This is a genomic window from Neisseria sicca (assembly GCF_014054945.1).
Lineage (GTDB): Bacteria > Pseudomonadota > Gammaproteobacteria > Burkholderiales > Neisseriaceae > Neisseria > Neisseria sicca.
Window position 1 is genome coordinate 554016 of sequence record NZ_CP059566.1, and the last position, 25707, is coordinate 579722.

Here is a 25707-nt window from a genome sequence, read left to right on the forward strand (position 1 = left end):
CGCTTTGATTACATTTGATTTTAGGAAAACAGGCGCAGGGCTTGTTTGCTGCCGGGTTTGATGCCGACTTTGACCATTTCTTCCTGACGCGCCAAGACGTAATTGCGAATGTCTTTGAGCCATTGGGTAGAAACTTCTTCCATTTTGTCGTTGACCAAATCCAAGCCCAACTGACCGGAGAGGCGTACCGCCAAGTCCATGAAGAGGTCGAAGGTTTTTTCGCCGGCAGGTGCGTGCGGGATATCGAGCAACATGCTGAAGCCTTTGTAGGACTGGTTGTCCAAGAGGGCGTTGGTAAACGCGTCGCCTGTGAGACTGTGGATGGCAAACATCGGGCTGCCGGTTTGTCCGGTGTAGTGGAATGCGCCGTCTTCGCCCAACACGAAACCGAGGTTTTCAACAGAAGCGCGCAGTTCGACGCCGCTGATGTTGCTGTGTGAAACCAAGTGGATGGCGATAGTTTGATCGACGCGGGCACAGAAGGTGTCCAATGCCTGCGCGACTTCGGTAAACGCCGCCAAATCGGTGTGGAGGACCTTGCCGCCCATCAGTTGGGCGAAGGTGTCAACCTGTTGGTTGAATTGTTGCAATTCTTCTTGGGTTGCCAAACCGTTGCGGCTGACTGCTTGCAGGCCGACAACGAAACCTTGGTAATACACGCTCGGAATCGGTTCGGCAACTTGGAAGCGGTCGTCCATGGTGCAGCCGATGATTTGGAAACGGTGGCGGTTGGACAGGCGGGGCAGGGCGTGCAGCTCTTGCGCTTCAGAGAGGGCGATGTAGGCGAGGTAGTCGAAGCGCGGGTCAAACCACGGCAATTCGACTTGAGACAATTCGTCCAAGCTGACCAAAGGTTGGTTGGCGGCGGACGGCAGGTTAACCGGTTCGTCGCTGGCGGCTTGGGTGGTGATTTCGTTGTTCAGCCCGATGACGGTATGCTGTACCGGCTCGTCGGTAAAGTCGTCTTCAATCGCCAACTCGACATCGGTTTTGATGGCGGAAGGTTTGGCGAGTTTGGCTTTGGCGGCGAAGATTTCGTCTTGTTCTTGCAGATTGCGCAGCGCGGCTTCTTGGGCTTTGTTCGCTTTTTTGACGAACAGGCCTTTGCCGCCGGATTCTTTGCCGTCGCGCACATGGCTGGTTTTACTGTTTAGGAGCGCGTCTTTGTCGGAGTGGCCGAACTGCTCGCGCACCTGTTTGCGGTATTGGTTTTCTTGGTACATATTGTAGGCGATGACGGCAAGGATGACTGCCAAGCCTAAGACGATGAAAATCATGGGTAATCACTTTTTGTAAGAGCGGCATTCCGTCTTCGTTGCCCGGGGTGGTTTGCCTTTGGGCGTATGCGGAATCGTATTGCCGCGAGTAAGTTCGTCGGAGTCGGACACGGATTGTCCCGTATGAACATTCAATTATAACGAAAATAAACTTTTCTGACAGCAAATGCCGTGAATGATAGCCCAAAATCGGGCTGGGTCGTCTGAAAAATGCTATATGGCATTTTTGAGCGATTAACGGACAACCGGAAAACCCGCCGTCTGCAATCTTTGCCAGTCGAAAAAGTGGCCGGGATCGGTTTTGCGGTCGGGGGCGATGTCTTGATGGCCGGTAACGGCGGTGATGGGATAATGCCCGACCAACGCTTTCAACAGAGTTTCCAGCGTTTGATATTGTGCTTCAGTAAACGGCTCGAAATCGCAGCCTTCCAATTCGATACCGACCGAAAACGCATTGCACTTTTCGCGTCCGCGAAACGACGATACGCCTGCGTGGTATGCCATATCGTCGCAAGAAACGAACTGCACCGCCTCGCCCTCGCGGGTAATCAAAAAGTGGCTGGAAACGCGCAAGGTGTGGATGACGCTGAAAAACGGATGTTCATCGGGGTCGATGCGGTTGGTAAACAGTTTTTCCACCGCGCCCGTCCCATATTCGAAAGGTGGCAGCGAAATATTGTGTAAAACCACCAGCGACACGGTTTCTGATTCTGCCCGCGGTTCGAAGTTTGGTGAAAACGCGCGGCGCGCAGGCTGCCACCAGCCTTGTTGCCAGTCAATGTCTTGGCATTCGGACGGAAGATTCATAATTCAGACGACCCTTTATTTCAGACGACCACTGAGGCGGAAAAAACATACGTCGGGCGGGTGTGCGGGAATGGGGTGCACATTTCGGTTATACTGTCGCCCGACGTTCACAAATCAAAAATCCTACCATGCTGAAAAAAATGTTGAAATGGTTTGCGGTATTTTTTGTTGCCGTTGCCGCCGTGTTCGCCGCCTTGCTGTTTGTTCCCAAAGACAACAACAAAGCATACCGTATCAAAATTGCCAAAAACCAAGGCATCTCTTCCGTCAGCCGTACACTTGCCGAAGACGGAATCGTTTACAACCGCCACGTTTTGGTCGCAGCCGCCTATATGATAGGCGCACACAATAAACTCAACGCCGGCTCGTACCGCCTCCCTTCCAACATTTCCGCATGGGGCATTTTACAGAAAATCCGCAACGGCAGACCCGATGCTGTTACCGTTCAAATCGTCGAAGGTTCGCGTTTTGCCACCATGCGTAAAATCATCGATAACACCCCCGACATCGAACATAAAACACGCGGCTGGAGCGATGCGGAACTCATGCAGGCAGTTGCCCCAGATGCGCTCAGCAGCAACCCGGAAGGCCAGTTCTTCCCCGACAGCTACGAAATCGACGCAGGCAGCAGCGATTTGCAAATCTACCAAACCGCTTATCAAACCATGCAACGTCGTCTGAACGACGCTTGGGAGGATCGCCAAAGCGGATTGCCCTACAAAAATCCGTATGAAATGCTGATTATGGCGAGCCTGATTGAAAAAGAAACCGCCCACGAAGACGACCGCGCCCATGTTGCTTCCGTATTCGTCAACCGCCTCAACATCGGCATGCGCCTGCAGACTGACCCGACCGTGATTTACGGCATGGGAAGCGCGTACAAAGGCAAAATCCGCAAAGCCGACCTCCAGCGCGATACGCCGTATAACACCTACACCCGCAGCGGCTTAACCCCGACCCCCATCGCCCTGCCGAGCAAAGCCGCCCTTGAAGCCGCCGCGCATCCGTCGAATGAAAAATACCTCTATTTCGTCTCCAAAATGGACGGCACCGGCTTGAGCCAGTTCAGCCATAATCTGGAAGAACACAACGCCGCTGTACGCAAATATATTTTGAAGAAATAGGTTGAACTGAGCCTCAAAAGCATAAAGGTCGTCTGAAAATTGAACTGGCCCCCAAATCTTGGACACTCATAAAAGCCTATTCAGGCGCTCTGTGCAAGCTGGGTTCTGTATGCGACAGGACTCAGCTTTTTCAATTTCAAACTGCAACGCTCCCGGTTGTAGTAATCCATATAGTCATCTATCTGCTTCATCAATTCATCTACCGTCAATTCACCTGCGTTATAGAAACACTCCGTCTTCAACACCGCAAAGAAGCTTTCCATCGGCGCATTGTCCCAACAGTTCGCCTTTCGCGACATGCTTTGAACCATGGAATGCTCCGCAAGCAATTCCCTATACCCCGCCGTACGGTACAGCACACCTTGGTCCGAATGAAGCATCGTTCCTTTATCAGTCAGACGGGGCGCGGCTTTTTCGAGCATTTCCTTCACCATTTCGCTGTCGGCTCTGCGGCTCATGGCGTAGGCGACGATTTCCCGGTTGAACAAGTCCAAGATTGGCGAGAGGTACAGTTTGCCGTCCTTCCCTTTGAGTTCGGTAACGTCGGTTAGCCATTTTTCGTTGGGCTTTCGGGCTTTGAACCGGCGTTTGAGGAGGTGTTCCGATATCTCGCCCATGGCGGGATGGCGGTAGGCTTTTTTCGCCCGTATGAGGGCTTTCAGTTCCAACTGCTTCATCAACCGCGCCACTTTTTTGCGGTTCCAATCTAATGCGGCGGCAATGCGCCTTTGTCCGTAGCGTCCTTTATGCCGCCGGTAGGTTTCGACAAGGAGGGCTTTGTCGGCTTCGTCGGGGTCGGGCCGGTCTTGGTGGTGGTAGTAGAAGCTGCTTTTGGGCAGGTTTGCAATGTGCAGCAGGTATTTGAGCGGGTGTTGCGCCCTCAGTGTTTGGACGGTTTGGCTTTGTCCTTTTCGGTCTGTTTTTGGCTGAGGGCTTTTAACTCCTTTAGATAGGCAACCTCTGCGCGCATATAGCACAACTCTTCAATAAGCTCTGCCTGCGTTTTTTCTTGGTCGGGTTTATCTGCGATGAAGGGGTTTTTGCGGTGTTGGGGCATGGTTTTGGATTGGGGATGTTCGAGTGCGCCGATGCCGCCTTCTTGATAGGCGCGTATCCATCGTCTCAGGTGGGTTCGGGAAATGCCGTAGTGGTCTGCGGTACGCTGTTGGCTGCGTATATGCAGGTAGTGGAGTACGGCTTGGTATTTGAAGTGTAATGTATATTTGCTCATAAAAAAACTGCACCTTGTGAGTTGGAGGGGATGTGTCCAACTTTTGGGGTGCAGTTCAAATCTGTAAAACCGGTTTTCAGACGACCTTTTGTCTTAGGATGATTTATAGTGGATTAAATTTAAATCAGGATAAGGCGACGAAGCCGCAGACAGTACAGATAGTACGACAAGGCAAGGCAACGCCTTACTGGTTTAAAGTTAATCCACTATAGAACAAACTATTTACTTGTTTATCTTTAATCAAGTCATTTTATTTTCATTGCTACTGCAAAATAAAAATCGGTCTGGAAGCCTATTTGGTTTACAGACCGCTTTTATTATTTATGCCTTATCGGGTAGGCGGTTTGGCGTATCCGTCATCGGCGGGAAAGGCTTGTGGTTCATTTCTGCTGCGGTTTGGGTCGTACAGTTCGAAAATTGCAGTGCCGATTACACCCGTATTGCGGATGGAGCCATTATCCGAGTTGGCGGCATAAGAGTCGCGGGGGCTGCTGAAGACAAACGACGCCACCGCGCTGCTGCTTTTGCGGAAACCTTCGATTTCTAAAGAATCATGAGGGTACAAGACATAACCGTCGGCGTATTTACTAGCCGATTTGCCTGAAATCACATCCAAACCATCAACGCTGGCTACGATTTCCAAGGTTTTGTTGCTGTTGTTTTGATAGACCAAACGGTATGACTGTCCGTCTGTACCGCGCAGATAGTAGTTGCCTTTGTCACGGAATATCGGCAGCAGACTGCCATCGTCACCGCGTACAGACAATTCCACTTTGCCTGAAGCTAAAGCAATCGAATTGACGCTGCGGCCGCGATAATCTTTGGAAGAGTAGTTTAATACGCTTTGCGCCAAAGGTTCCTGGCTGACACGGCGCAAATTTACGGAATGAACGGAAGATTCCACTTCATCGCCCCAGCTTGTTCCTAATTTCTCTGCCGCTTGCGCACTTTGGCTTGGTACGGCTGAATTGGTGGCAGCAGGCGCTTCAACTGCTTGATGTGATTGTGAACAGGCTGCTAAAACGGCAGCCAACAACACCGGCAGCCATAATTTAAATTTCATTTGAGGCATAATCGTTCCTACGATAAGGTGGATGATGGATAAACAACCTGAAATTATAGTGGATTAACTTTAAACCAGTACGGCGTTGCCTCGCCTTGTCGTACTATCTGTACTGTCTGCGGCTTCGTCGCCTTGTCCTGATTTAAATTTAATCCACTATACATAATAAAACTTACCGTATTATTATTTTTTCTAAATAACAAGGACAATACAGCAAAAGAGTTACCCATAATCTATACACTTACTCTAAATGGGTAAGAAACAGTATTACATCATACTTTGTAGGTTTATACGTCTAAAGCGCTTATCAAAGAACTTTTCTCATTGGAGCCTTGTCAATAAACAGGATAAATAGGGGTAAAACTGTCGGCTAGGTCGTCTGAAAGTCATCTTCAAGACTTTATTTATGATTCTAAAGAATTTTAAATTGCGTATTGTCGGCTTCAATGATGGAGATTTGTTGAGAGATACCGTATTGTTATGGATGGCAATTTTGACGGCACACTAGAAGATGCTTCTATCGAAGGATAAAATGACGATGAAAATTAAGGTAGCTATGCTGGGTATTACCGGCTTGATATTGTCCGGCTGTTTTTTCGCTAATGATGAAATCAAGTTGGATGATATTGGGAATTTCAAAATTACTGTCCATGAAGCTAAGGATTATAGGCAGGTTCATTTGACAGGTTTAGTAGGCAATAGCGCAATGGGCATTTCAGATATAAAGACAACTTCCCACAATGATGAGCTGAATATTACTTTATTTCAAAAATTGGCAGGTTCAAAATATTCAGGAAAGCTAGATAAAGAAATTGCTCTTGAACACAATATTAAAAGGATTACTTATGGTTCTAAACACGAGATTATCTGGCAGGAGTAAATCGGTTTTATCGGTATCTCTATTGCTTTTCGATAATACTGTTTAGCGGTTTAAACACAAAGAAAAAGGTCGTCTAAAATTAAAGTTTCAGACGACCTTTGTGCTTGGAGGGTATCGACAATAAAAGCGCGGTCAAATTTTAAAGCATTTTTGTAAATGGCTTTCAAAGTCTGACGGATTGCTTTCATCCAATACGGATACCCAATCTATCCTCAAACCTCGGCGGTTTGTATCAAGCAATATTGTTGGATTGTTTATGTAACTCAGAAGGGTTGTTTCTATATAAGGAAAGAATGAAAAAATAAAACTCTAATTATTTCAACTTGTTGCAATCAAATATTGATGACTTTCTTAAAAATACGTAAAAATAACCCCGATAACAGAGTAATTATATCATTATATTTTACAATATTAACGTAAAATTTTTACACATTGCTTTCAAGAGCCAACCATTTATGTTCTCTGTTTTACTTTTTGAAAATAAAACAGAGGACTTCTATATTTTGGTGTAAATAATTCTCTTGAATAAATTTCTGTTCTATAGCTATGCTCTATTTTTGAGTTTCAAATGTAGTATGGAGCTATCAAAATTGACAACTCCATAAATAATATTCTTATTTTTTGTTTAATCTAACAAGAAAATGCTTAAATTGTTCTTCGTTGTTATCCAACTTTCCGAAAAATAACTCATCAATTTGCTCAATTAACGGAACAGCTGTTTGTAATATTTCTTCTCCTTTTGAGACCTTTGCAAAATTCCCCAAAATCCCCTAAATGTCTTGGTGGGAATTTAGGGGATTTTGGGGAATTTTGCAAAGGTCTCATTTTAAGATAAACAGGTCGGTGTTTGTCGGGCATCAATGCCCGACCTGCAACTGTTTTCAGACGACATCAACACCTATTCAAACGCCAAATCCCCCACCAGTTCCGCCAGCGTGTTCAGCCGCTGTTCCGATTTTTCTACAAACGGGTTTGCCGTATCCCACGCATAGCCCGCGAGAATGGCGGAAATCATGCGGCTGATTTCGGGCGCGCGGTTGGGTGCGTACACCACGTTTTGGAAACGGTTGTCGTACCAGCCGTCCACATAGGTGCGAAAAGCGTTTACGCCCACCATCAGCGGCTCGGCGAACTCGCGCTGCCAGTCTGCCGCTTCGCCTTTGAGCTGGCGGGCAAGCAGGTCAGCGGCGAGTTTGGCGGAATGCAGCGCGATGGTTACGCCCGATGAGAACACGGGGTCAATAAACTCGGCGGCGTTGCCTAACAGCGCGAAATGTTTGCCGTGCAGGGCTTTAACATTGGCGGAATAGCCTTGGATGCTGCGGTAGGGGAAGCCGTTTTCCCATTCGGAATGTTTAAAAAATTCAACCAGATTGGGGCATTCTGCCACTATTTGTTTCAACACGGCTTCGGAATCGCCCGCCAGTTTGTCGGGTGTGCCGACCACGCCGAGCGAGCAGGTGTTGTCGCCGAAAGGGATTGTCCAAAACCATACGTCGCGGTGCTGCGGGTGGGTGGTAATAAGGATTTTGTTGCGGTCAAAATCGGCTTCGGCGGCGATGTTGTCGGTGATGCGCGTGAAATGCGCCATGCGAACGCTGCGCCGTTTTTAAACTGAAAGCCTTTCTCGGCGCGCACGGCATCGGCCAAACCGGCTTCTTCCAGCATTTCCATGCAGTGCGGCAGCAGGCTCTCGCCAATCACAAAGCGCGGAAAATGCTGTTTTTCCAGCGCGCATACTTTGAAGCCCTGTTTGTTAAGCAGGGCGGAGGCAACCGAGCCTGACGGGCCTGCGCCGATGACGGCAACGTCAAATTGGTTGTGGGACTTTCGCAGATAAATGGTTTGGCATAAAAGCGTAATTATAGAATTTTACAAGGCAGCCTGAAAATGGGGGAATGGAGTTTGAGGCTGCTTTTTGTTGAGTGGGTTGGGCAATTAATGCACGGATAATGCCCGATTTGCTTTACTTCAATAAAAAAAGCAGTCTGAAAGGCCGTCTGAAAACTTTTCAGACGACCTTTTACCTTACTTCGTAGCAATGTTCACTTCCGCCGACATCCCCGGCGCGAGGCGTTCCAAATCCTGTTGCCCTGCGTCAAATACGATTTTTACGGCGATGCGTTGGGCGATTTTGACGAAGTTGCCCGTGCCGCTGTCGGCTTTAATCAGGCTGAATTCGGAAGCGGTGGCGGGCGAGATTTCGGCGACTTTGCCGCTGAACGCCTTGCCGCCGAGTGCGTCGATACTCACGCTGGCACTCTGCCCGATTTTCACGTTGGCCATATCGGTTTCTTTGATGTTGGCGATGATCCAGCGTTCGGGCGGCACGACGGACATCAGCTGCGTGCCCGCGCTCACAAGCTGCCCTTGTTTTACGCTGACTTCGCCGAGTTTGCCGCTGGCGGGCGCGTAAATCACAGTATGCCCCAAATCCTGTTTTGCCAAGTCCAGCAGGGCTTGCGCGTTGGCGATGCCCGCCTGTGCGCCCTCGCGCCCTACGCCCGTGTTGATGATGTTCTGCTGCGCCACGGCGTATTGCTCCTGCGCCTGTTTCAGGCCCGCTTCGGCTTGTTTAACGGCGGTTTGCGCGGCATCGCGGCTGCTTTGCGACACGGCATCGGCACTCACCGCCTGTATGCGCTGCCATTCGCGGCGGGCGCGGTCAAGCTGGGCGCGGGCGTTGTCAATCGCGGCTTGGTTGGCTTTGGAGACGGCGAGGGCGGAGGCTTTGTCCTGCGCGGTTTTGTTCAACGCCGCCTGCTGCCCCGCCAGCCCAGCTTCGGCTTGGGCGACTTTGGCGCGGTAGGGCGCGGGGTCGATTTCCACCAGCGGCTGCCCTGCTTTTACGTTGTCAAAATCGCGCACCAGCACTTTCTGCACATAGCCGCCCACGCGCGGGCTGACGGCGGTTACGCTGCCGCGCACATAGGCGTTGTTGGTGTAAACCTCGCCCATGCCGAAGGGCGGCAGGCGGAAGGCATACAGGGCAAGCACCACGCCGATTGCGCTGGCGGCGAGTATGCCGATGCTGCCGAAACGGTGTTTTTCAGGCTGCCATTGGGCGGGCTCTTGCGGCTCGGACGGGGTTTCAGACGACGTTTCAGGCTGCATCTCGGGCTGCGGCACGGCGGTTTTTGGGGATTCGGTGTCGGGTTGTTCGGGGGTGTCGGGTTGGGACATTTTTTGCTTTCCGTTGATTTGGGGGTTGATTCGGTTAATGGGTTGGTGCGGTGGTTTTCAGGCTGCCTTTAATGCCGTCTGAAACACTATTTCCCCAACGCCGCAAACACTTTCGCCTTCTCCGCCGCCAGAATATCAATCTTGTAATAACGGCGGTACAGCCACAGGGCGACGGCGACGAGGGTCGATACCGCCGCCATCGCCGCCAGCAGCGCGAACAGGTCGCTGTATGCCGCCACCGACGCTTCTTTGCCCGCCTGCGCGGTGATTTGCGAGACGGCGCGGCCTTGCAGCAGCACCGGGTCGGAGAGGGTGGCGGAGAGGGCGGCGGCGTTGCGCTGGATGTCGGCGGCGAGCGCGGGGTTGGAGAGGGTCAGGTTTTGCGCGATGGCGGCGAGGTGGTCGCGGGTGCGGTAAGTTAAAAACGCGCTGAATGCCGCCGCACCCGCCAGCCCGCCGAGGGTTTGCGACAGGCCGAACACGGCGGAGAAGCTCATCATGTGGTCGGGGCTTTTCGCCAGCGCGCGCAGTGCGCCTTCAAGCATCATCGGCCCCATAAACAGCAGCGAGGCAAAGGCAACGATAAACTGGCTGAAATAAAGTTGCGCGGGGCGGGTCTGCATGCCCACGCCGATTTCCAGCCACGCACCGAGGGCGAAACAGGCGAGCGCAACCATCACGGGGCGGCGGATGTCGTTGATATCCAGCAAAATCAGGCTGCCGACCACACCCGCCAGCATTCCGCCCGCAACAATCAGGTAAAACGTGCTCATCTGCGCGCTGCCCACGCCCACCGCGCCCATCAGCCCCGCCGCGCCGACGGTCTGCTCCGAGGTCAAGAGCCGCGCCATCACGCCCATCACGGCGAAGATGAGGATTTGCGGCACGGTCATCCAGTGCCAGTCCAGCATCGGCTTGTGCCGCGTCGATTCGATGTACAACGCCAGCCCCGTCAGCCCCACACCGCCCGCGAGCAGCCAGCCGAGCCACTGCGTCGTCCACCACACCGTGCGCCCCTGCACGAGAAAGGCGCACAACAGCGCGATGCCGGAGGCGAACAGGGTAAAGCTGAGCGCGTCGGTCAGCGTGAACGATTTGCGCACGGTGATGCCGGGCGGCAGCGGCAGGGCGAACAGGCAGGCGGTGCAGGCGAGCGCGAGGGTAGCCTGAAAGGCGAACACGCCGTTGAGGTCGCCGTCGCCATACAGCAGCGGCACGAGGCTCTGCGCCAGCGGCGTGCCGACCTGCATCAGACCCAGCCCGAACACCAGCCCGACCAGCTTTTTCGTGCCGGTAAAGCCCTGCATCATGTAGTAAATCGACAGCACCAGCAGGCCGCTGGCGGCGATTGCGGCGGCAACACACGCGATGAGTTCCACTTCGTAATGGTGATAAACCAGTTGCAGTAGGCTGGCGGCAAGCTGGGCGAACAGGGTGATGCGGACGAAGCGTTGCAGGCCATACGCCTTGCGGACTTTGAAAAAGAGGACGCTCATGCAGGCGTAAGCCATGAAATACGCCGCCTGAATCCAGCCGCCCTGCTGCAAATCGAGCGACAAATCGCCGCGCAGCTGCGGCAGCGAGGCGGTGAGCAGCCCGTTTTGGAAGCCCGACGACAGCGCGAGTAATAAACCGATGGCAAGATACGCGAGCCGCCGCTTTTTCGGATGCTCGGGCGAGGCGGGCGAACCCGGCATAAAGGGCATTTCATGCGGCTTGAAGGTGTAGCCGCCGGATTGCAGGGGCATGGGGTTTCCTTTGGTGGGGTGGACGGGACAAAGTTTTAGATTTTTAGGCTACCTCAGCTGTAGAAAATAACCGCATTGTTTACACCACAGGTTGAGAAAAGTAAGCCTGCAAGACCTCAAACGGCGTATCGCCGCCCAGACTACCGTGCGGCTTCACGGTGTTATAAAAGTTCGCAAATCGGCACAGCTCCTTTTGCCGGTGTTCCCGACTGTCAAAACTCTGCTTTTCGTGCCACATTTCCATAATCGTCCGAATAACCCTCTCGGCTTTGCCGTTGGTCTGCGGACGGGCTGGACGGGTAAACTTTTGATTGATGCCGTTTTCATAACAGGCAGTACCGAAAGCATGACTTGCCCCGCCTTTATATTCGCTGCCGTTGTCCGAATACACGCACTCGATCAAATAGGGGCAGGGTTCGATGACTTGTTCCGTTAGGAACTTGGCCGCACTGTCTGCGGTTTTGTCCGGCAGGATGGCGGCATACAGTTCTCTTGAGAAATCATCAATGGCGACAAACAGGTAATCTCGTTTGTCGGTGGCTTTCTGACCTTTGAGCAGCGGCAGCCGTTTGGTATCGAGATGTACCAGCTCTCCGGGGTAGGATTTATTGTAGCGTTTGGCCTGCCTTTTGAGTTTTTTCTGAATGCTGCGTTCTACCTTGGCTAGGCGTTTCATTCCGTACTTTGCCTGTTTGAAACGGTTGTTGGTGCTGGTTTGGGGTTTGAGCAGCCTACCCCTTGCGGCTTTAAGTGCGCGATAGATGGTGACACGGCTGACTTGGTAACGCCGTGCCAATGAGCTTACGCTTTCCTTCTCCTGTGTGTATGCTGTCCAAATGGCTTGGCGGTGGTGCGGGGTGAGGCGGGTATTTTTGTGCATGTTCATGTCAGTATTCTCCTGAAATACTGTAAACAACGCTAGGGATTTCTACACCTTATTTGTCCGCCGCAAAACCTCCGCCAAAGGCGGTATTTAACGCCAGCCACGCGGTAAATAGCTTCGCCTGTGCCTGCGCCAGTTGCGCTTCGTTTTGCAGGGTTTCGTCCTGCGCGGCGAGCCAGTCAAGCTTGTTGTCCAGCCCCGCGCGGTAGCGGCTTTGCGCGGCGGCGGCGTTTTTGCGGGCCAGCGCGGTCATCTCGGTTTGGTCGCGCACGGCTGCGGCAGCGGTTTCGTATTGCGTCAGCGCGTCGGCCGCCTCGCGCAGGGCGGTGTAAACGTTTTTGTTGTAACGCGCCGCCTGCTCGTCAAACTCGGCTTCCTTGCGCGACAGGTTCGCCCGCAACGTGCCGGAAGTAAAAATCGGTAGGCTCACGCTCGGCAGCAGTCCGGCGAGAAACGACGACGAATGCGGCAGGTTGCCGATTTCCACATTGGACAAGCCGGCCAGCGCCTTGATGGTAATGTTCGGATAAAACTCGGTTTTCGCGCTGGCAACCAGATGGCGGCGGGCGGTCAGTGCCTCGCGCTGCGCCGCCAAATCGGGGCGTTTGCCGAGCAAATCGGCGGTGAGCTGCGACACGGGCGGTGCGGGGGTGGTGGTGGCGGGATTGGGCGTGAAAGTGTCCAACGCCTGCGCCGGTTGTCCTGTCAGCGCGGCAAGCGCGTGGCGCACTTGGGCAATATTGCCGTCCAAATCTGACAAGGCAGCCTGAAAACGGCTGTTGCCCTGTTGCACGGCATAGAGTTTGCTCGGTGCAAGTTGTCCTGCGCGAATCAGCTCGCGCACCACCTGCTCGCGTTCGCGATTCAACTGCGCCCGCTGCGCCACGCGCTGCCGCGTTTCCAGCAGCAACTGCCATTGGCGGTAATACGTCGCCACGCCCTGCGCCAGCAGCAGCCGCGTCTGCGCGATTTCGTATTCCACGGCGCGTTGCTGCCCCAGCGCAGCTTCCAGCTGGTGCTTGTATTTGCCGAACACATCGGGCGACCATTGCCCTTGCAGTTGCAGCGATTCATAAGTGATATTGGTGCCGTGGTCGCCCAGCAGCCGCTTTTCCAAATCGCTGATGAGTTCGGGCTTCTCGCGCTCGTTTACGCCGTCGCGGTGCAGCAGTGCGCCGCTCAGCCCCAATCCAATCTTCACGCCGCGCTGCGAATCCGCCAAATCCGCCCCCGCCTGCGCCTGCCGCAAGCGCGCCTGTGCCGCCGCCAAATCGGGCGAACGCGCGAGGGCGGTGTCAATCAGGCTGTCGAGCTTGGCATCGTTGAGCGCACGCCACCATTGCGGCGCAATCGGCGGCTGCGAGCTGGCGGGCAGACCGAGCGTTTCGGCGGTTTCCACGGCGGCGGGGGTGTGCTTGGGATGAGTGGCGCAGCCCGAAAACAGTGCGGCACAGAGGAAAAATAAAGGGAAGCGTTTGAACATTTTGAAATATATATAAACAGGAATCGGGATGATTATAACGAAAAACGTATCGGGCGGGGGTTGGAAAACTTCAACGCAAAAGGCAGAGACCTTTGCAAAATTCCTTTTCCCCCAACAGCCGAAACCCAAACACAGGTTTTCGTCTATTTCCGCTCCTAATTACTCCTGATTTTACCCAAATACCCCCTTAATCCTCCCCGGATACCCGATAATCAGGCATCCGGGCCGCCTTTTAGGCGGCAACAGGCACACTTAGCCTGTTAGCCGCTTTCAACAGGTTCAAACACATCGCCTTCAGATGGCTTTGCGCACTCACTTTGAGCAGACCAAAATAGGCTGCCCGGGCGTAGCGGAATTTACGGTGCAGCGTACCGAAGCTTTGTTCGACCACATAACGGGTCTTCGACAAATATCGGTTGCGTTTGGTTTGCGCCTCCGTCAGCGGACGGTTGCGGTGGGCTTTGCGCATAATGCCGTCTAACAACTGATGCTCTTTCAGATGTTGCCGGTTTTCCTTGCTGTCGTAGCCTTTGTCGGCATAGACGGTCGTACCTTCGGCAATGCCTTCCAACAAAGACGACAGATGGTTGCACTCATGGACATTGGCGGGGGTAATCTGCAGTTTCCCGATATAGCCTTCCTCATCGGTACGGGTATGTTGTTTGTAACCGAGTCTGTATAAACCGTTTTTCTTTGTCTAACGGGCATCTTTATCTTTGCTCGGTGTGGTTTGGCCGCTGACTTGCCCTTCTTCATCGACTTCTATGGCCTGACGCTGTTTGCTGCCGGCGGTCTGAATAATGGTGGCATCAATGACGGCGGCGGATGCCTTCTCTACTTTTAGGTTTTTTTCGGCCAGTTGTCGGTTAATCAGTTCCGGCAATTCGGACAAGGTGTCGTCTTGCGCCAGCCAGTTGCGGTAGCGGCATAAGGTGCTGTAATCGGGGATGCTCAGTTCGTCAAAACGGCAAAACAGGTTGAAGTCGATGCGGGTGATGAGGCTGTGTTCGAGTTCGGGATCGGAGAGGCTGTGCCATTGTCCGAGCAGGACGGCTTTGAACATGGACAACAGGGGATAGGCGGGACGGCCGCGGTGGTCTCTAAGGTAACGGGTTCTTTGACGATTCAGGTATTGTTCGATCGGCTGCCAATCAATCACCTGATCCAACTTCAATAGTGGGAAGCGGTCGATGTGTTTGGCAATCATGGCTTGGGCGGTTTGCTGGAAGAAGGTGCTCATGAGAAATCCCCTAAATGTCTTGGTGGGAATTTAGGGGATTTTGGGGAATTTTGCAAAGGTCTCAATCCGCCTGTGTCAATAAAAGTGTAAAAAAGAGAAACCTTATTTTATAAGGTTTCTCTCATTTTTTTGTGTTATATTTTACAATATTTAATTATATGTAACTCAAAATGGTTGTTTCTATATTATAAAAAAATGTAAATTGTATAATCGCTCAAAATCAATTAGTTGATTTTAATATTTCAATTTATCGCATAAATATGTAAAAATAAAGTGAAAAAGACCAAATTTTAGATCTTATTTTTTACACGGCGTTATAATCTCGCGCACATTTTGTCACTATTTCGCTATCGTTTTGTCATCGCGCAATGACAAAATGGCTGCAAAGCGATATGCCAATCAACATCAAAACGCTCCATAGCAGCTCTGAACAGCAATTTGATAAAAGCATAAGGAATATCGCAAATACTTTACCGCCAAATTCCTTCCTATACACCGAGATCTTTGCAAAATCCCCCTAAACTCCCACCAAGACATTTAGAGGATTTTCCATCGCTTCCCACTATTGAAGTTGGATCAAGTGATTGATTGGCAACCGATCGAACAGTACCTGAATCGTCAAAGAACCCGCTACCTTAGAGACCATCGTGGCCGTCCCGCCTATCCACTGCTGTCCATGTTCAAAGCCGTCCTGCTCGGACAATGGCACAGCCTCTCTGATCCCGAACTCGAACACAGCCTCATCACCCGCATCGACTTCAACCTGTTTTGCCGTTTTGACGAACTGAGCATCCCCGATTACAGCACCTTATGCCGCTACCGCAACTGGCTGGCGCAAGACGACACCCTGTCCGAATTGCTGGAACTGATTAACCGCCAACTGACCGAAAAAGGCCTAAAAATAGAGAAAGCATCCGCCGCCGTCATTGACGCCACCATTATTCAAACTGCCGGCAGCAAACAGCGTCAGGCTATAGAAGTCGATGAAGAAGGACAAGTCAGCGGCCAAACCACACCGAGTAAGGACAAAGATGCCCGTTGGACAAAGAAAAACGGCCTCTACAAACTTGGTTACAAACAACATACCCGCACCGATTCTGAAATCGCTTTCAGACGGCATTTCCGTATCAAGTGCGGTCGTTTTACAACCAGTTTTTTAGCAGCCCGCGAACAAATCGTTCAGCCCTTCGGCGATGGTCGGGTGGGTGAAGATTTGGTTTTTGATGTAGGTGGCGGGGATGCGGTGATCGATCGCCATTTTGAACAGGTTGATAATCTCGTGCGCTTCGGCGCAGAACAGGGTTACACCGAGAATTTCGCCGCTGTGCGCGTCCACCACGGCTTTGAGCAGGCCGTCGGTTTGGTTGAGGATTTTGGCTTTCGGAATTGCGTCGGCTTTCAGTTTCAACACTTTCACCTCGCGCCCCGATTGCTGCGCGGCGGTTTCGGTTAAGCCGATATGAGCGAGCGGCGGCTCGGTAAAGGTGGCGGTCGGGAACGGGGTGCGGTCGGCGCGGTTGCGTTTGCCGTCGCCGAAAAGCTGTTCGCGCACGATGCGGTAGTCGTCGAGCGAGATGTAGGTGAACATCGGGCTGCCCGCCACGTCGCCCATCGCCCAGATGTGGTTTTTGCCTTGCACGCGCAGATGGTCGTCAACGAGGATGAAGCCGCGCTGGTCGGTTTTGATGCCCGCGTTTGTCAGACCCAATCCTTGCGTGTTCGGCACGCGCCCCACGCCCACCAACACCGCGTCGGCGGTAAATTCGCCTTGCGACGTGATGACGCTGGTGTCCGCCGTATTGTCGCGGAACGCTTCAATCTTCACGCCTTGCAACACCTTGATGCCTTTGCTGTTTAATACGCGCAGCATTTCTTCGGCGATGTCGCGATCTTCACGCGGCAGGAAGCGGTCGCCGCCGTCGAGAATGGTGATTTCGCTGCCGAAAGCGTGGAACATAAAGGCAAATTCCAAGCCGATGTAGCCGCCGCCGATGATGACGAGGCGGCGCGGGCGTTCGTTCAGCGCGAGCACACCGGTGCTGTCCAGTACGCGCGGGCTGTCTTCGCCCGCCACACCCAGGCGGCGCGGGGTGGCACCGGTGTTGATGAAAATGCGTTCGGCGGTAAGGGTTTGCTCGCCGCCGTCTGGGTCAGTCAGTTTGACCGTGCGATCGTCGAGAAACTCGGCGCGCGCGTTGAGCACGGTTACGCCGTCCAGATTGTCCAGTTTGGCGAAATTGGCGGCGCGCAATTTCGGAATCAGGGTGTTTTTCGCGTTCATCGCCGCCGCAAACACTGCCGCTTTGTCGGCGTTATGCCCGCGCTGCTCGCTCTCGACAATCAGTTTTTTGCTGGGAATACAGCCGATGTTGATGCAAGTGCCGCCGTACATCTGCGCCGACTGTTCCACCAGCACGACCTGCTGCCCGTGTTTCGCCAAATCTGCCGCCAGCGTTTTGCCCGCTTTGCCAAAGCCGATAATAAGATTTTGTGTGTGCATAATTTGTCTCTGTGAAATGATGGATTGCGCGCCAATTATATACCTTATCGATTTATTTTTACATGAGACCTTTGCAAAATCCCCCAAAATCCCACCAAGACATTTAGGGGATTTTGGGGGATTTTGCAAAGTTCTCAGGCCGTCTGAAACCCGGAATTAGGTTTTCAGACGGCCTTTTTTGTTTTTCAGGCAGCTTTTTTGGAATGGCCGGCGGCATCTCAGACGGCCTTCCCCCACGCTTCCCCCATCATATCCACCAACGCCCGCACTTTGGGCGAGAGCTGTTTGCGGCTGGGATACACCGCCATCACGGGCACGGGTTTGGATTGGAAATCATTTAAAACGCTTTTCAGGCTGCCTGAATCGAGGGCGGTTTGCACCAGATAATGCGGCAGTTGCACGATGCCGAATGCGGACAGCGCGAGTTCCAGCAGGGCTTCGCCGTTGTCGGCGCTGAAGCGTCCGCTGCCTTGGAAGGTGGTTTCTTTGCCTTTTTGCTGGAAACGCCAGCGGCTGACGCGGCCGCCGTGTAGGAAATGCAGGCATTGGTGGTGTGCCAAATCGTCGGGGCTTTGCGGCGTGCCGTGTTGAACGAGATAGCCTGGGGCGGCGCAGGTGAGCATTTGCTGGCTGCCGACGGTGCGGGCGATCAGGCTGTCGAATTGGGGCGGGTTGCCGTTGCGCAGAGCGAGATCGTAGCCGTCTGAAATCAGGTCGGCGTAGTCGTCGGTGAGTGAGAGTTCGACGCTGGTTTGCGGATAGCGGTGGAGAAAATCCGCCAACAGCGGCGGCAAGATGGTTTTGCCCAACACCAGCGGCGCGCTGATTTTCAGACGGCCTTGCGGCTCGATGCTGCGTTGGGCAAGGCATTGCTCGGCGTTTTCCAGCTCTTCCAACACGGCGGTGCAGCGTTCGTAAAACAGCCGCCCTTCATCGGTGGGCGCAAGGTTGCGCGTATTGCGCTGCAAAAGGCGCACGTTCAACCGCGCTTCAAGGCGGGCGATGCGTTTGCCGATGGTGGAGCGGGTCAACCCGAGTTGTTTGGCGGCGGCGGTAAACGAGCCGCTTTTTACGCTGGCGACAAAGGCGGTCATATCGTTGAGATTGTTGAGTTCCATAAATTTTTCTTGCGCAGATCGGGCATTTATGCCCGACAAATACAGGTAAATTTAAAAACGTCGGGCATCAATGCCCGACCTACATTTGGTATTTTCTTGCCCGAGATTAGGGAAGCACATTCCCGAATAAAACAAATATACTTCATCCCGTGCAAAAACACATCACAAGGAGCAAAAAAATGACTGCGCTGAAATTACCCGAACGCCTGCAAAACCATCGCGGTTTCGCCCGCACTTTCCAACCGGGCAAACTCACATTGGGCCTGATTGCGCCCTTCAAAGGCTATCCCGACAGCCCCGTGCCCGAAATGGACGACTTCGCCACCGTGATAAAAGCCGCCGACCAAAGCGGCATTGCCACGCTGTGGGTGCGCGATGTGCCGTTTTACGACCCGAGTTTTGGCGATGTCGCGCAGATTTACGACCCGTCGGTAACGCTGGGTTATCTCGCCGCGCTCACCCAAAACGTTGCGCTCGGCTCGGCGGGCTATGTGTCGCCGCTGCGCGAACCGGTGCTCACCGCCAAAGAAGCCGCGTCGGTGGAACAAATCAGCGGCGGCCGCTTCCTGCTCGGCTTGGCCAGCGGCGACCGTCCCACCGAATACCCCGCCTTTGCCTCCGATTTCAACAACCGCGCCGAACGCTACCGCGAAGCGTGGCAAATCATCCGCCGCCTGACGCAGGAAAAATTCCCCGCATTCAATAGCGAACACTACGGCAGATTCAGCGGCAATTTGGACTTGGTGCCCAAACCCGCACACGGTTTGCCGATGCTCGCCATTGGCCGCGCCCGCCAAGAGCTGGAATGGATTGCCCGCGAAAGCGACGCATGGATTTGGTACGGCATCGCCCCCGAAAAACTGGGCGACATCGTCAACACGCTCAAAGAATTGGGCGACGGCGAAACCTGGAAACCCTTTGGCGTGGCGAATTTCGTCGAACTCTTGGAAGACCCGAACGCGCCCGCCGAGTTCTACAATAACATCTACCTGCGCGGCGGCGCCAAAGGCATCGTCGAGTTTTGGCAGAAACAGCAGGCCGACGGCGTGGCACACATTACCGTGAACTTAAAACCCACACGGCGCGGCGCGCTGGAAACCATTCAGGATTTCGCCGAAAACGTGATACCGCATTTTGCGGTGTGAGATTTGGGGGTTTCAGGCTGCCTGAAATGCTAAACGCCGTCTGAATCCATTTTTCAGACGGCTTTTTTGTGTTACGGCGATTTTTCTTTATAATACGAAAAATTTTTATGAATTAACAAAGGCTGGAATTATGGCAGTAGAAGCAGCTAACGGCGATTTATTGCACGTGGTGGAGTTATTGGGGGCGGCGGTAGTTGCCGTGCCGTTATTTAAACGTTTAGGTCTAGGCTCAATTCTGGGTTATTTGGCTGCGGGGCTGGTTATCGGACCCTTCGGATTAAAGCTCGTTACCGATTCCCACGCTATTTTGCATATTGCGGAATTCGGCGTGGTGATGTTTCTGTTTTTGATCGGGCTGGAAATGAAGCCGTCGCATTTATGGAAATTGCGTAATCAGATTTTCGGCTTGGGTACCCTGCAGGTGACGTTTTCCAGTCTGTTCCTTACCCAAATCGGGCTGGCTTACGGTTTTCCTTTAGTGATGTCGTTTATTTCGGCGGTAGGTTTTACACTCACCTCCACCGCAATGGTCATGCAGATTATGGACGAACGTCATGAAATCAGCACACCGCAAGGTCAGCGCATTGTCTCCATTTTGCTGTTTGAAGATTTGCTGATTGTGCCCATGCTGGCGATTGTAGCATTTCTAGCACCCGATAATCCCAATGCCGTTGCCGATGCCGTACCGCTATGGCAGAAAATCGGTGTTGCCGCGCTTTCTTTGGCAGCGTTGATTGCGACAGGTATTTGGCTGCTCAATCCGCTGTTTAAAATTCTGGCAAAATCCAAAGCACGCGAGGTGATGACTGCCGCCGCGCTGCTGGTGGTACTCGGTGCGGCTTATTTAATGGAGCTGGGCGGTCTGTCTATGGCGATGGGTGCGTTTCTGGCGGGAGTGCTGCTGTCGGAATCCGACTTCCGTCATCAGCTTGAAGCGGATATCGAACCGTTCCGAGGCCTTTTGCTCGGGCTGTTTTTCTTAGCTGTCGGGATGTCGCTGGATGTGGCAACGGTGCTCAATAACTGGAAGGTAATTCTTTCCGCCACTGTACTGATGATTATCTTGAAATGCCTTGCCATTTATGGAGTGGCGCGTTTTGCCAAAGCAAGCCATCGCACCGCGATACACCGCGCCGTACTGATGTCGCAGGGCGGTGAATTCGCCTTCGTATTACTCGCCTCCGCTGCCGTACAACGGGCGATTAATGCGGAAGTGCTAGCGAATATGACGGCAATCGTGGTGCTCTCCATGATTATGACACCCTTCAGCGTTATGCTGTTCGACCGCTATTTCAAAGAACCCCGCGCAGCTGTGGCAGTGGATGATGTGGAAGAACATGCGGGCGAACTCAACGGCAACGTGCTGATTATCGGATTCGGGCGCATGGGGCAGGTGGTCAGCCAAATGCCGCTAGCCTACGGTGCCACCATTTCCATTCTGGACAACGATCCCGACACCATCAACGTCGCACGCGAATACGGTTTCAAAGTCTATTACGGCGAAGCCACCCGCGCCGACGTGCTGCATGCCTGCGGCGTAGAACACACCGACATCGTAGCGGTATGCGTGGACGACGGAGAAAGTGCGGTCAGAATTGTGGAAAATATTCATCATATCAACCCGAACGCCAAGGTGTTCGTGCGCGCCTGGGACAGACGCAATGCGCTGGCCCTAGTGAAAGCGGAAGCGGATTTCGTAGTGCGCGAAACCTTCTATTCTTCCATGAAAATGGGCGATGAAATCGTCAAGGCATTGGGTGCTAGCGTGCAGGAATTACGTGCCATACACGACAAAGTACGCGACGCCGACAAAGAACGCTTCGCTTTGGAAATTGCCGGCAAGGAATTTGAAGGGCGCAGATTACTATTGGGGAATATAAAGAAAAATTCGTAAAATAGACCGCACTTTTGTAGCTGCAAGCGATGGAATTTAAGCGAAAAATTGCAAAAATTCCACCGCACTTTTTACGCCCGTTCGGAACGCAGGCGGTGTTGGCGGATGTTTTTCAGCAGGCGGAACAGTTCCGCCCACGCGGAGCGTTTCGGCTGCGGGGTGTTGCCTGTGCCGATGAGCTTCATTTGATAAGCATACCAGCCCAGTTCGAGAAAGCCGCCGAGCTTGCGATCGATGAATCCCAAGCCTGTGCGGACGGCGGGCAATTCCGCTTTTGCCAATCCGCCCGATAACATCCGTTGCGGCAAATCGGGAATGAGTGCAAATAGTATTTCAGACGGCCTTTTAAGGTTTCTACATCTATATTTTAGTCGGCGAACTGTTTTTTCATTCGTTCGCGTCGCTCTTGCGCTTCTACGGACAATGGCACAGCCTCTCCGATCCCGAACTCGAACACAGCCTCATCACCCGCATCGATTTCAACCTGTTTTGCCGTTTTGACGAGTTGAGCATCCCCGATTACAGCACCTTATGCCGCTACCGCAACTGGCTGGCGCAAGACGACACCCTGTCCGAATTGCTGGAACTGATTAACCGCCAACTGACCGAAAAAGGCCTAAAAATAGAGAAAGCATCCGCCGCCGTCATTGACGCCACCATTATTCAAACTGCCGGCAGCAAACAGCGTCAGGCTATAGAAGTCGATGAAGAAGGACAAGTCAGCGGCCAAACCACACCGAGTAAGGACAAAGATGCCCGTTGGACAAAGAAAAACGGCCTCTACAGACTCGGTTACAAACAACATACCCGTACCGATGAGGAAGGCTATATCGAGAAACTGCACATTACCCCCGCCAATACCCATGAGTGCAACCACCTGTTGCCTTTGCTGGAAGGTATAGCCAAAGATACGACCGTCTATGCCGACAAAGGCTACGACAGTGCGGAAAACCGGCAACATCTGAAAGAACATCAGTTGCTGGACGGCATTATGCGCAAAGCCCACCGCAACCGTCCGCTGACGGAAGCGCAAACCAAACGCAACCGATATTTGTCGAAAACCCGTTATGTGGTGGAACAAAGCTTCGGTACGCTGCACCGTAAATTCCGCTATGCCCGGGCAGCCTATTTTGGTCTGGTTAAAGTGAGTGCACAAAGCCATCTAAAGGCGATGTGTTTAAACCTGTTGAAAGCGGCTAACAGGCTAAGTGTGCCTGTTGCCGCCTAAAAGGCGGCCCGGATCCCTTATTTGTAGAAACTAGTAGCGTTGTTTACAGTATTTCCAGGAGAATACTGAAACATGAACATGCACAAAAACACCCGTCTCACCCCGCACCACCGCCAAGCCATTTGGCTGGCCTACACGCAGGGGAAGGAAAGCGTCACCTCCCCGGCACGCCACTACCAAGTCAGCCGCATCACTATTTACCGCGCACTTAAAGCCGCAAGAGGCAGACTGCTCAAACCCCAAACCAGTACCAACAACCGTTTCAAACAGGCAAAGTACGGAATGAAACGCCTGGCCAAGGTAGAACGCGGCATTCAGGAAAAACTCAAAAGGCAGGCCAAACGCTACAATAAATCCTACCCCGGAGAGCTGGTACATCTCGATACCAAACGGCTGCCGCTGCTCAAAGGGCAGAAAGCCACCGATAAGCGGGATTACCTGTTTGTTGCCATCAACGATTTCTCAAGGGAGCTATACGCCGCCATTTTGCCGGACAAAACTGCAGACAGTGCCGCCAAATTTCTGACTGAACACCTGATTGATCCCTGCCCATACCTGATTGAGTGCGTTTACTCCGACAACGGTACGGAATATAAAGGCTCGGCCAACCATGCTTTCGGTGTAGCTTGTTATGAGAACGGGATTGGTCAAAAGTTTACCCGGGTTGCCCGTCCGCAGACCAACGGTAAGGCGGAACGGGTTATCCGCACCCTGATGGAGATGTGGCATGAGAAACAGTTGTTTGACAGTCCGGAACACCGGCGAAAGGAGTTGTGCCGCTTTGTTAATTTCTATAACACTGTGAAGCCGCACCGCAGTTTGAACGGCGATACGCCGTTTGAGGTCTTGCAGGCTTATTTTTCTCAACCTGTGGTGTAAACAACGCAACGTTTTCCTACACAACAGGAGGGACAAGCAGTTTACGCTTACGCCTGTGCCGTTAAACGAGATCATTCATTTCATGCGGGACACTTGGCGGTATTGCTGATGCAAAAAGGACGGATTGAAAACCCGTCCTTTTGTTTTGCCGACTGTTTTTCAGGCAGCCTGCACTATTCAAGGCTACCTGAAAATTCATCTCTAAAATAAAAGCTCATTCATTCAATGCTGTCAATCTCGCCCGAACTTTTGCAGCCGCATCTTCCGTGCTGTTGCCGACAATAACGTTTTGCTTGTCGTCGAAATACTGAACGGCAGGGAGGTCGCGCAGGAAGCTGTCAATATCCTGTGCGGTCAGGAAACGGCCGTGCATATCCCAGCCGACATTGAGGGCACGCCCTTTGACGGCGGCCATGCGGTCGTGCAGATGGCCGTAGAGGTGGTATAGGCCGTGGTGGATGCCGTCCCATTCGTATAAGGGATAGTGGCACAAAATCGCGGTATTGCCGATTTCGGGCAGTTTGAGCCGCAGGTAATGGCTGGCGGACGAGAGCAACGGATGGCCGTCGGCTTTGCGCGTGTTGAGGAAATGTGCTTCGTTTTGCCGAATCAGGTAGTCGTGGTTGCCGTAAATCAAATGGTGTTGCCCGTTAAGCCGTTGCAGCACGGCTTCGATGTGTGCGGGCTTTTTGGCAAAGCAGACATCGCCGAGGTTGTACACAGTGTCTTGCGGGGTAACGACGCGGTTCCAGCAGTCGATCAGGTATTCGTTCAACTCGTCGGCGTTATCGCTTTGCAGGCGAAATTGCGGGCAGTATCGGGCGATGTTGGGATGGGAGAAGTGCCAGTCGGCTGTGAAATAGGTTTGAGGCATGGGATACTCGGTTTCTGGTCATCTGACAATGAAAAATAAGGTGCAGGCTGCTTTAGAGGTCGTCTGAAACGGAGTTGGGGCGATAAAAAGCAGCCTGCACTTTTTTTGCCCGCCTATCTGCCGGTCAATACCAACCGTTGGCAGAAGGCTTCCCAATCGGCAAGGGGCACAACGCGTTTGCCGTCTGCTAACCGGTGCACATCGGAAGCGCAGGCGGTGTGCCAATAGGTGTAAAACGGTAGTTTGGCGATGTCGGCTTCCGGTACGGCAGGGGCATTGTCTTGTCCTGGCGTATGCACAATCGGCAGGCCGAAATAGCTGTATTGGCCATCTGCGGCTTTGTCGCCTGTGTGGCCGGTTTGGCCGCGGTGTCTGCCGGTACGAACAAACCGTCGGCAGAATGCGTTCCAATCGTGCAGAAACACGGCGGCTTGTCCGTCTATCAGGCTTTGGGCCGAACCGATGCTGCTGTCCCGCCAAAACAGGTAGAACGGCAATTCGGCGATGTGGCGTTCCATGACGACCGGACAATCGCCCTGTCCTGCCGGCTGCATCACCGGAACGCCGAAACAGGCGGTTTCAGGCAAGGTATGTGCAGGCTGCATGAAGGCGTTTTGCAGGATAACGGCCGCTTCGGCAGGGTCGATACCCAAACTGTCTATGGCAGGCTGCAAGGTTGCAGGCAGGTCGCAAAAGCAACCTGCACCTTCCGGCAGGCAATATACCGAGTTGTGCGTATGAGCCAGCGGTGCCGCCCATAGGGTAACGGGCGAGGTGCGGATTCGGCTGCCTGCGGTAAAACGTCCCGAACCATCTTGGACGACTGTGCCGTACACCACGGCATACTCGGATTTACCGGGCGTGTGGTAGCACGTGAATGTCCAGTCGGTGAGCATGCAGGGGGATAGGGTGCTGTCGTGGGGATGTTCGGATGAGATGGGGGTGTTGGGCATGGTTCATTCCTGAAATGGCGGGGTTTAGACAGCCACAGTCATTGCGAGGTATGCAGATTGCCTGAAATTTCGCGTTACACTTCAATCGCGCTCCTGTTCCGATAACCAGTTTGGACAATTATTTTTGGAATACCTTTGGGATTAATGATCATGCAGCAGTCTTAAATTTTTGCATACATGGCCGCGTGCTTGTCTCC

Annotated in this window: 19 protein-coding genes and 4 pseudogenes; 7 read left to right on the plus strand and 16 right to left on the minus strand. The window is 52.9% G+C overall.

All coding sequences use genetic code 11. The annotated features are described in order from the left end of the window. Nucleotides 1-20 precede the first annotated feature (20 nt). Both H3L95_RS02755 and ampD read right to left on the minus strand, forming a co-directional pair. A complete protein-coding gene (locus H3L95_RS02755; protein WP_003760219.1) occupies nt 21-1277 on the minus strand; it encodes a cell division protein ZipA C-terminal FtsZ-binding domain-containing protein in 1257 nt (418 codons plus the stop codon). Nucleotides 1278-1511: 234 nt separating this feature from the next. Then, entirely contained in the window at nt 1512-2084 is a 573-nt protein-coding gene (ampD, locus tag H3L95_RS02760) for a 1,6-anhydro-N-acetylmuramyl-L-alanine amidase AmpD (RefSeq protein ID WP_003760216.1), read from the minus strand. A 128-nt stretch (nt 2085-2212) separates the two neighbouring features. Here ampD and mltG point away from each other — a divergent pair, with 128 nt between their 5' ends. Beyond that, entirely contained in the window at nt 2213-3208 is a 996-nt protein-coding gene (gene mltG / locus H3L95_RS02765) for an endolytic transglycosylase MltG (protein WP_003760214.1), read from the plus strand. A gap of 80 nt (nt 3209-3288) precedes the next feature. Here the strand turns inward: mltG and H3L95_RS02770 are convergent, their stop codons facing one another. The 3 genes from H3L95_RS02770 to H3L95_RS02780 all read right to left on the minus strand — a co-directional run bounded on the left by H3L95_RS02770 (nt 3289) and on the right by H3L95_RS02780 (nt 5511). After that, nucleotides 3289-4185: an IS3 family transposase gene (locus H3L95_RS02770; protein WP_040668852.1), complete on the minus strand. Its 897-nt coding sequence runs from the start codon at nt 4183-4185 to the stop codon at nt 3289-3291. Continuing rightward, nucleotides 4089-4439 (minus strand): helix-turn-helix domain-containing protein, encoded by a 351-nt coding sequence (locus tag H3L95_RS02775; protein ID WP_003756443.1) that lies wholly within the window; start codon nt 4437-4439, stop codon nt 4089-4091. The genes H3L95_RS02770 and H3L95_RS02775 overlap by 97 nt, the downstream gene beginning before the upstream one ends. 328 nt (nt 4440-4767) lie before the next feature. Beyond that, nucleotides 4768-5511: a hypothetical protein gene (locus H3L95_RS02780; protein WP_003760209.1), complete on the minus strand. Its 744-nt coding sequence runs from the start codon at nt 5509-5511 to the stop codon at nt 4768-4770. 523 nt (nt 5512-6034) lie between these two features. On the opposite strand from H3L95_RS02780, the gene H3L95_RS02790 reads away from it, so the two are divergent. After that, nucleotides 6035-6382 (plus strand): hypothetical protein, encoded by a 348-nt coding sequence (locus tag H3L95_RS02790; protein WP_259345825.1) that lies wholly within the window; start codon nt 6035-6037, stop codon nt 6380-6382. Between the two features lie 898 nt (nt 6383-7280). On the opposite strand, the pseudogene H3L95_RS02795 reads toward H3L95_RS02790, so the two are convergent. From H3L95_RS02795 to H3L95_RS02820, 6 genes and pseudogenes are all read right to left on the minus strand, one after another. Then, nucleotides 7281-8218, minus strand: a pseudogene (locus tag H3L95_RS02795) (NAD(P)/FAD-dependent oxidoreductase). A gap of 192 nt (nt 8219-8410) precedes the next feature. Then, nucleotides 8411-9565, minus strand: coding sequence for an HlyD family secretion protein (locus H3L95_RS02800; protein ID WP_182096200.1), 1155 nt, complete (start codon nt 9563-9565; stop codon nt 8411-8413). 86 nt (nt 9566-9651) lie between these two features. Continuing rightward, a complete protein-coding gene (locus tag H3L95_RS02805) occupies nt 9652-11313 on the minus strand; it encodes an MFS transporter (protein WP_003760188.1) in 1662 nt (553 codons plus the stop codon). Nucleotides 11314-11392: 79 nt separating this feature from the next. Beyond that, nucleotides 11393-12199, minus strand: coding sequence for an IS481 family transposase (locus H3L95_RS02810; protein ID WP_003760186.1), 807 nt, complete (start codon nt 12197-12199; stop codon nt 11393-11395). 49 nt (nt 12200-12248) lie between these two features. Continuing rightward, nucleotides 12249-13679 (minus strand): efflux transporter outer membrane subunit, encoded by a 1431-nt coding sequence (locus H3L95_RS02815; protein WP_241429738.1) that lies wholly within the window; start codon nt 13677-13679, stop codon nt 12249-12251. Nucleotides 13680-13911: 232 nt separating this feature from the next. Then, a pseudogene (locus tag H3L95_RS02820) lies at nt 13912-14919 on the minus strand (IS5 family transposase). Nucleotides 14920-15463: 544 nt separating this feature from the next. Here H3L95_RS02820 and H3L95_RS02825 point away from each other — a divergent pair. Then, a pseudogene (locus H3L95_RS02825) lies at nt 15464-16021 on the plus strand (transposase); the annotation flags it as partial. Nucleotides 16022-16075: 54 nt separating this feature from the next. Here the strand turns inward: H3L95_RS02825 and H3L95_RS02830 are convergent. Then, nucleotides 16076-17419: an FAD-dependent oxidoreductase gene (locus H3L95_RS02830; protein WP_003755202.1), complete on the minus strand. Its 1344-nt coding sequence runs from the start codon at nt 17417-17419 to the stop codon at nt 16076-16078. A gap of 218 nt (nt 17420-17637) precedes the next feature. Further along, nucleotides 17638-18537: a LysR family transcriptional regulator gene (locus H3L95_RS02835; RefSeq protein ID WP_040667829.1), complete on the minus strand. Its 900-nt coding sequence runs from the start codon at nt 18535-18537 to the stop codon at nt 17638-17640. 179 nt (nt 18538-18716) lie between these two features. Between H3L95_RS02835 and H3L95_RS02840 the strand changes: the two genes are divergently transcribed. Together H3L95_RS02840 and H3L95_RS02845 are read left to right on the plus strand one after the other, a co-directional pair. Beyond that, nucleotides 18717-19682 (plus strand): TIGR03571 family LLM class oxidoreductase, encoded by a 966-nt coding sequence (locus H3L95_RS02840; protein ID WP_003755193.1) that lies wholly within the window; start codon nt 18717-18719, stop codon nt 19680-19682. 199 nt (nt 19683-19881) lie between these two features. Next, nucleotides 19882-21576: a monovalent cation:proton antiporter-2 (CPA2) family protein gene (locus H3L95_RS02845; protein ID WP_241429690.1), complete on the plus strand. Its 1695-nt coding sequence runs from the start codon at nt 19882-19884 to the stop codon at nt 21574-21576. A 71-nt stretch (nt 21577-21647) separates the two neighbouring features. On the opposite strand, the gene H3L95_RS02850 is transcribed toward H3L95_RS02845, so the two are convergent. Beyond that, on the minus strand, nt 21648-21872 hold the full coding sequence (locus H3L95_RS02850; RefSeq protein ID WP_033002664.1) for a hypothetical protein: 225 nt from the start codon (nt 21870-21872) through the stop codon (nt 21648-21650). A gap of 122 nt (nt 21873-21994) precedes the next feature. Between H3L95_RS02850 and H3L95_RS02855 the strand changes: the two are divergent. Continuing rightward, a pseudogene (locus H3L95_RS02855) lies at nt 21995-22804 on the plus strand (IS5 family transposase); the annotation flags it as partial. Between the two features lie 72 nt (nt 22805-22876). Next, nucleotides 22877-23683 carry an IS481 family transposase gene (locus H3L95_RS02860; RefSeq protein ID WP_003755186.1) on the plus strand — a complete coding sequence of 269 codons (807 nt, stop codon included), beginning with the start codon at nt 22877-22879 and terminating at the stop codon, nt 23681-23683. A 214-nt stretch (nt 23684-23897) separates the two neighbouring features. Here the strand turns inward: H3L95_RS02860 and H3L95_RS02865 are convergent, their stop codons facing one another. Together H3L95_RS02865 and H3L95_RS02870 are read right to left on the minus strand one after the other, a co-directional pair. After that, nucleotides 23898-24557 carry a phosphoesterase gene (locus H3L95_RS02865; protein WP_040667825.1) on the minus strand — a complete coding sequence of 220 codons (660 nt, stop codon included), beginning with the start codon at nt 24555-24557 and terminating at the stop codon, nt 23898-23900. Between the two features lie 113 nt (nt 24558-24670). Next, nucleotides 24671-25453 (minus strand): hypothetical protein, encoded by a 783-nt coding sequence (locus H3L95_RS02870; RefSeq protein ID WP_182096245.1) that lies wholly within the window; start codon nt 25451-25453, stop codon nt 24671-24673. Nucleotides 25454-25707 lie beyond the last annotated feature (254 nt).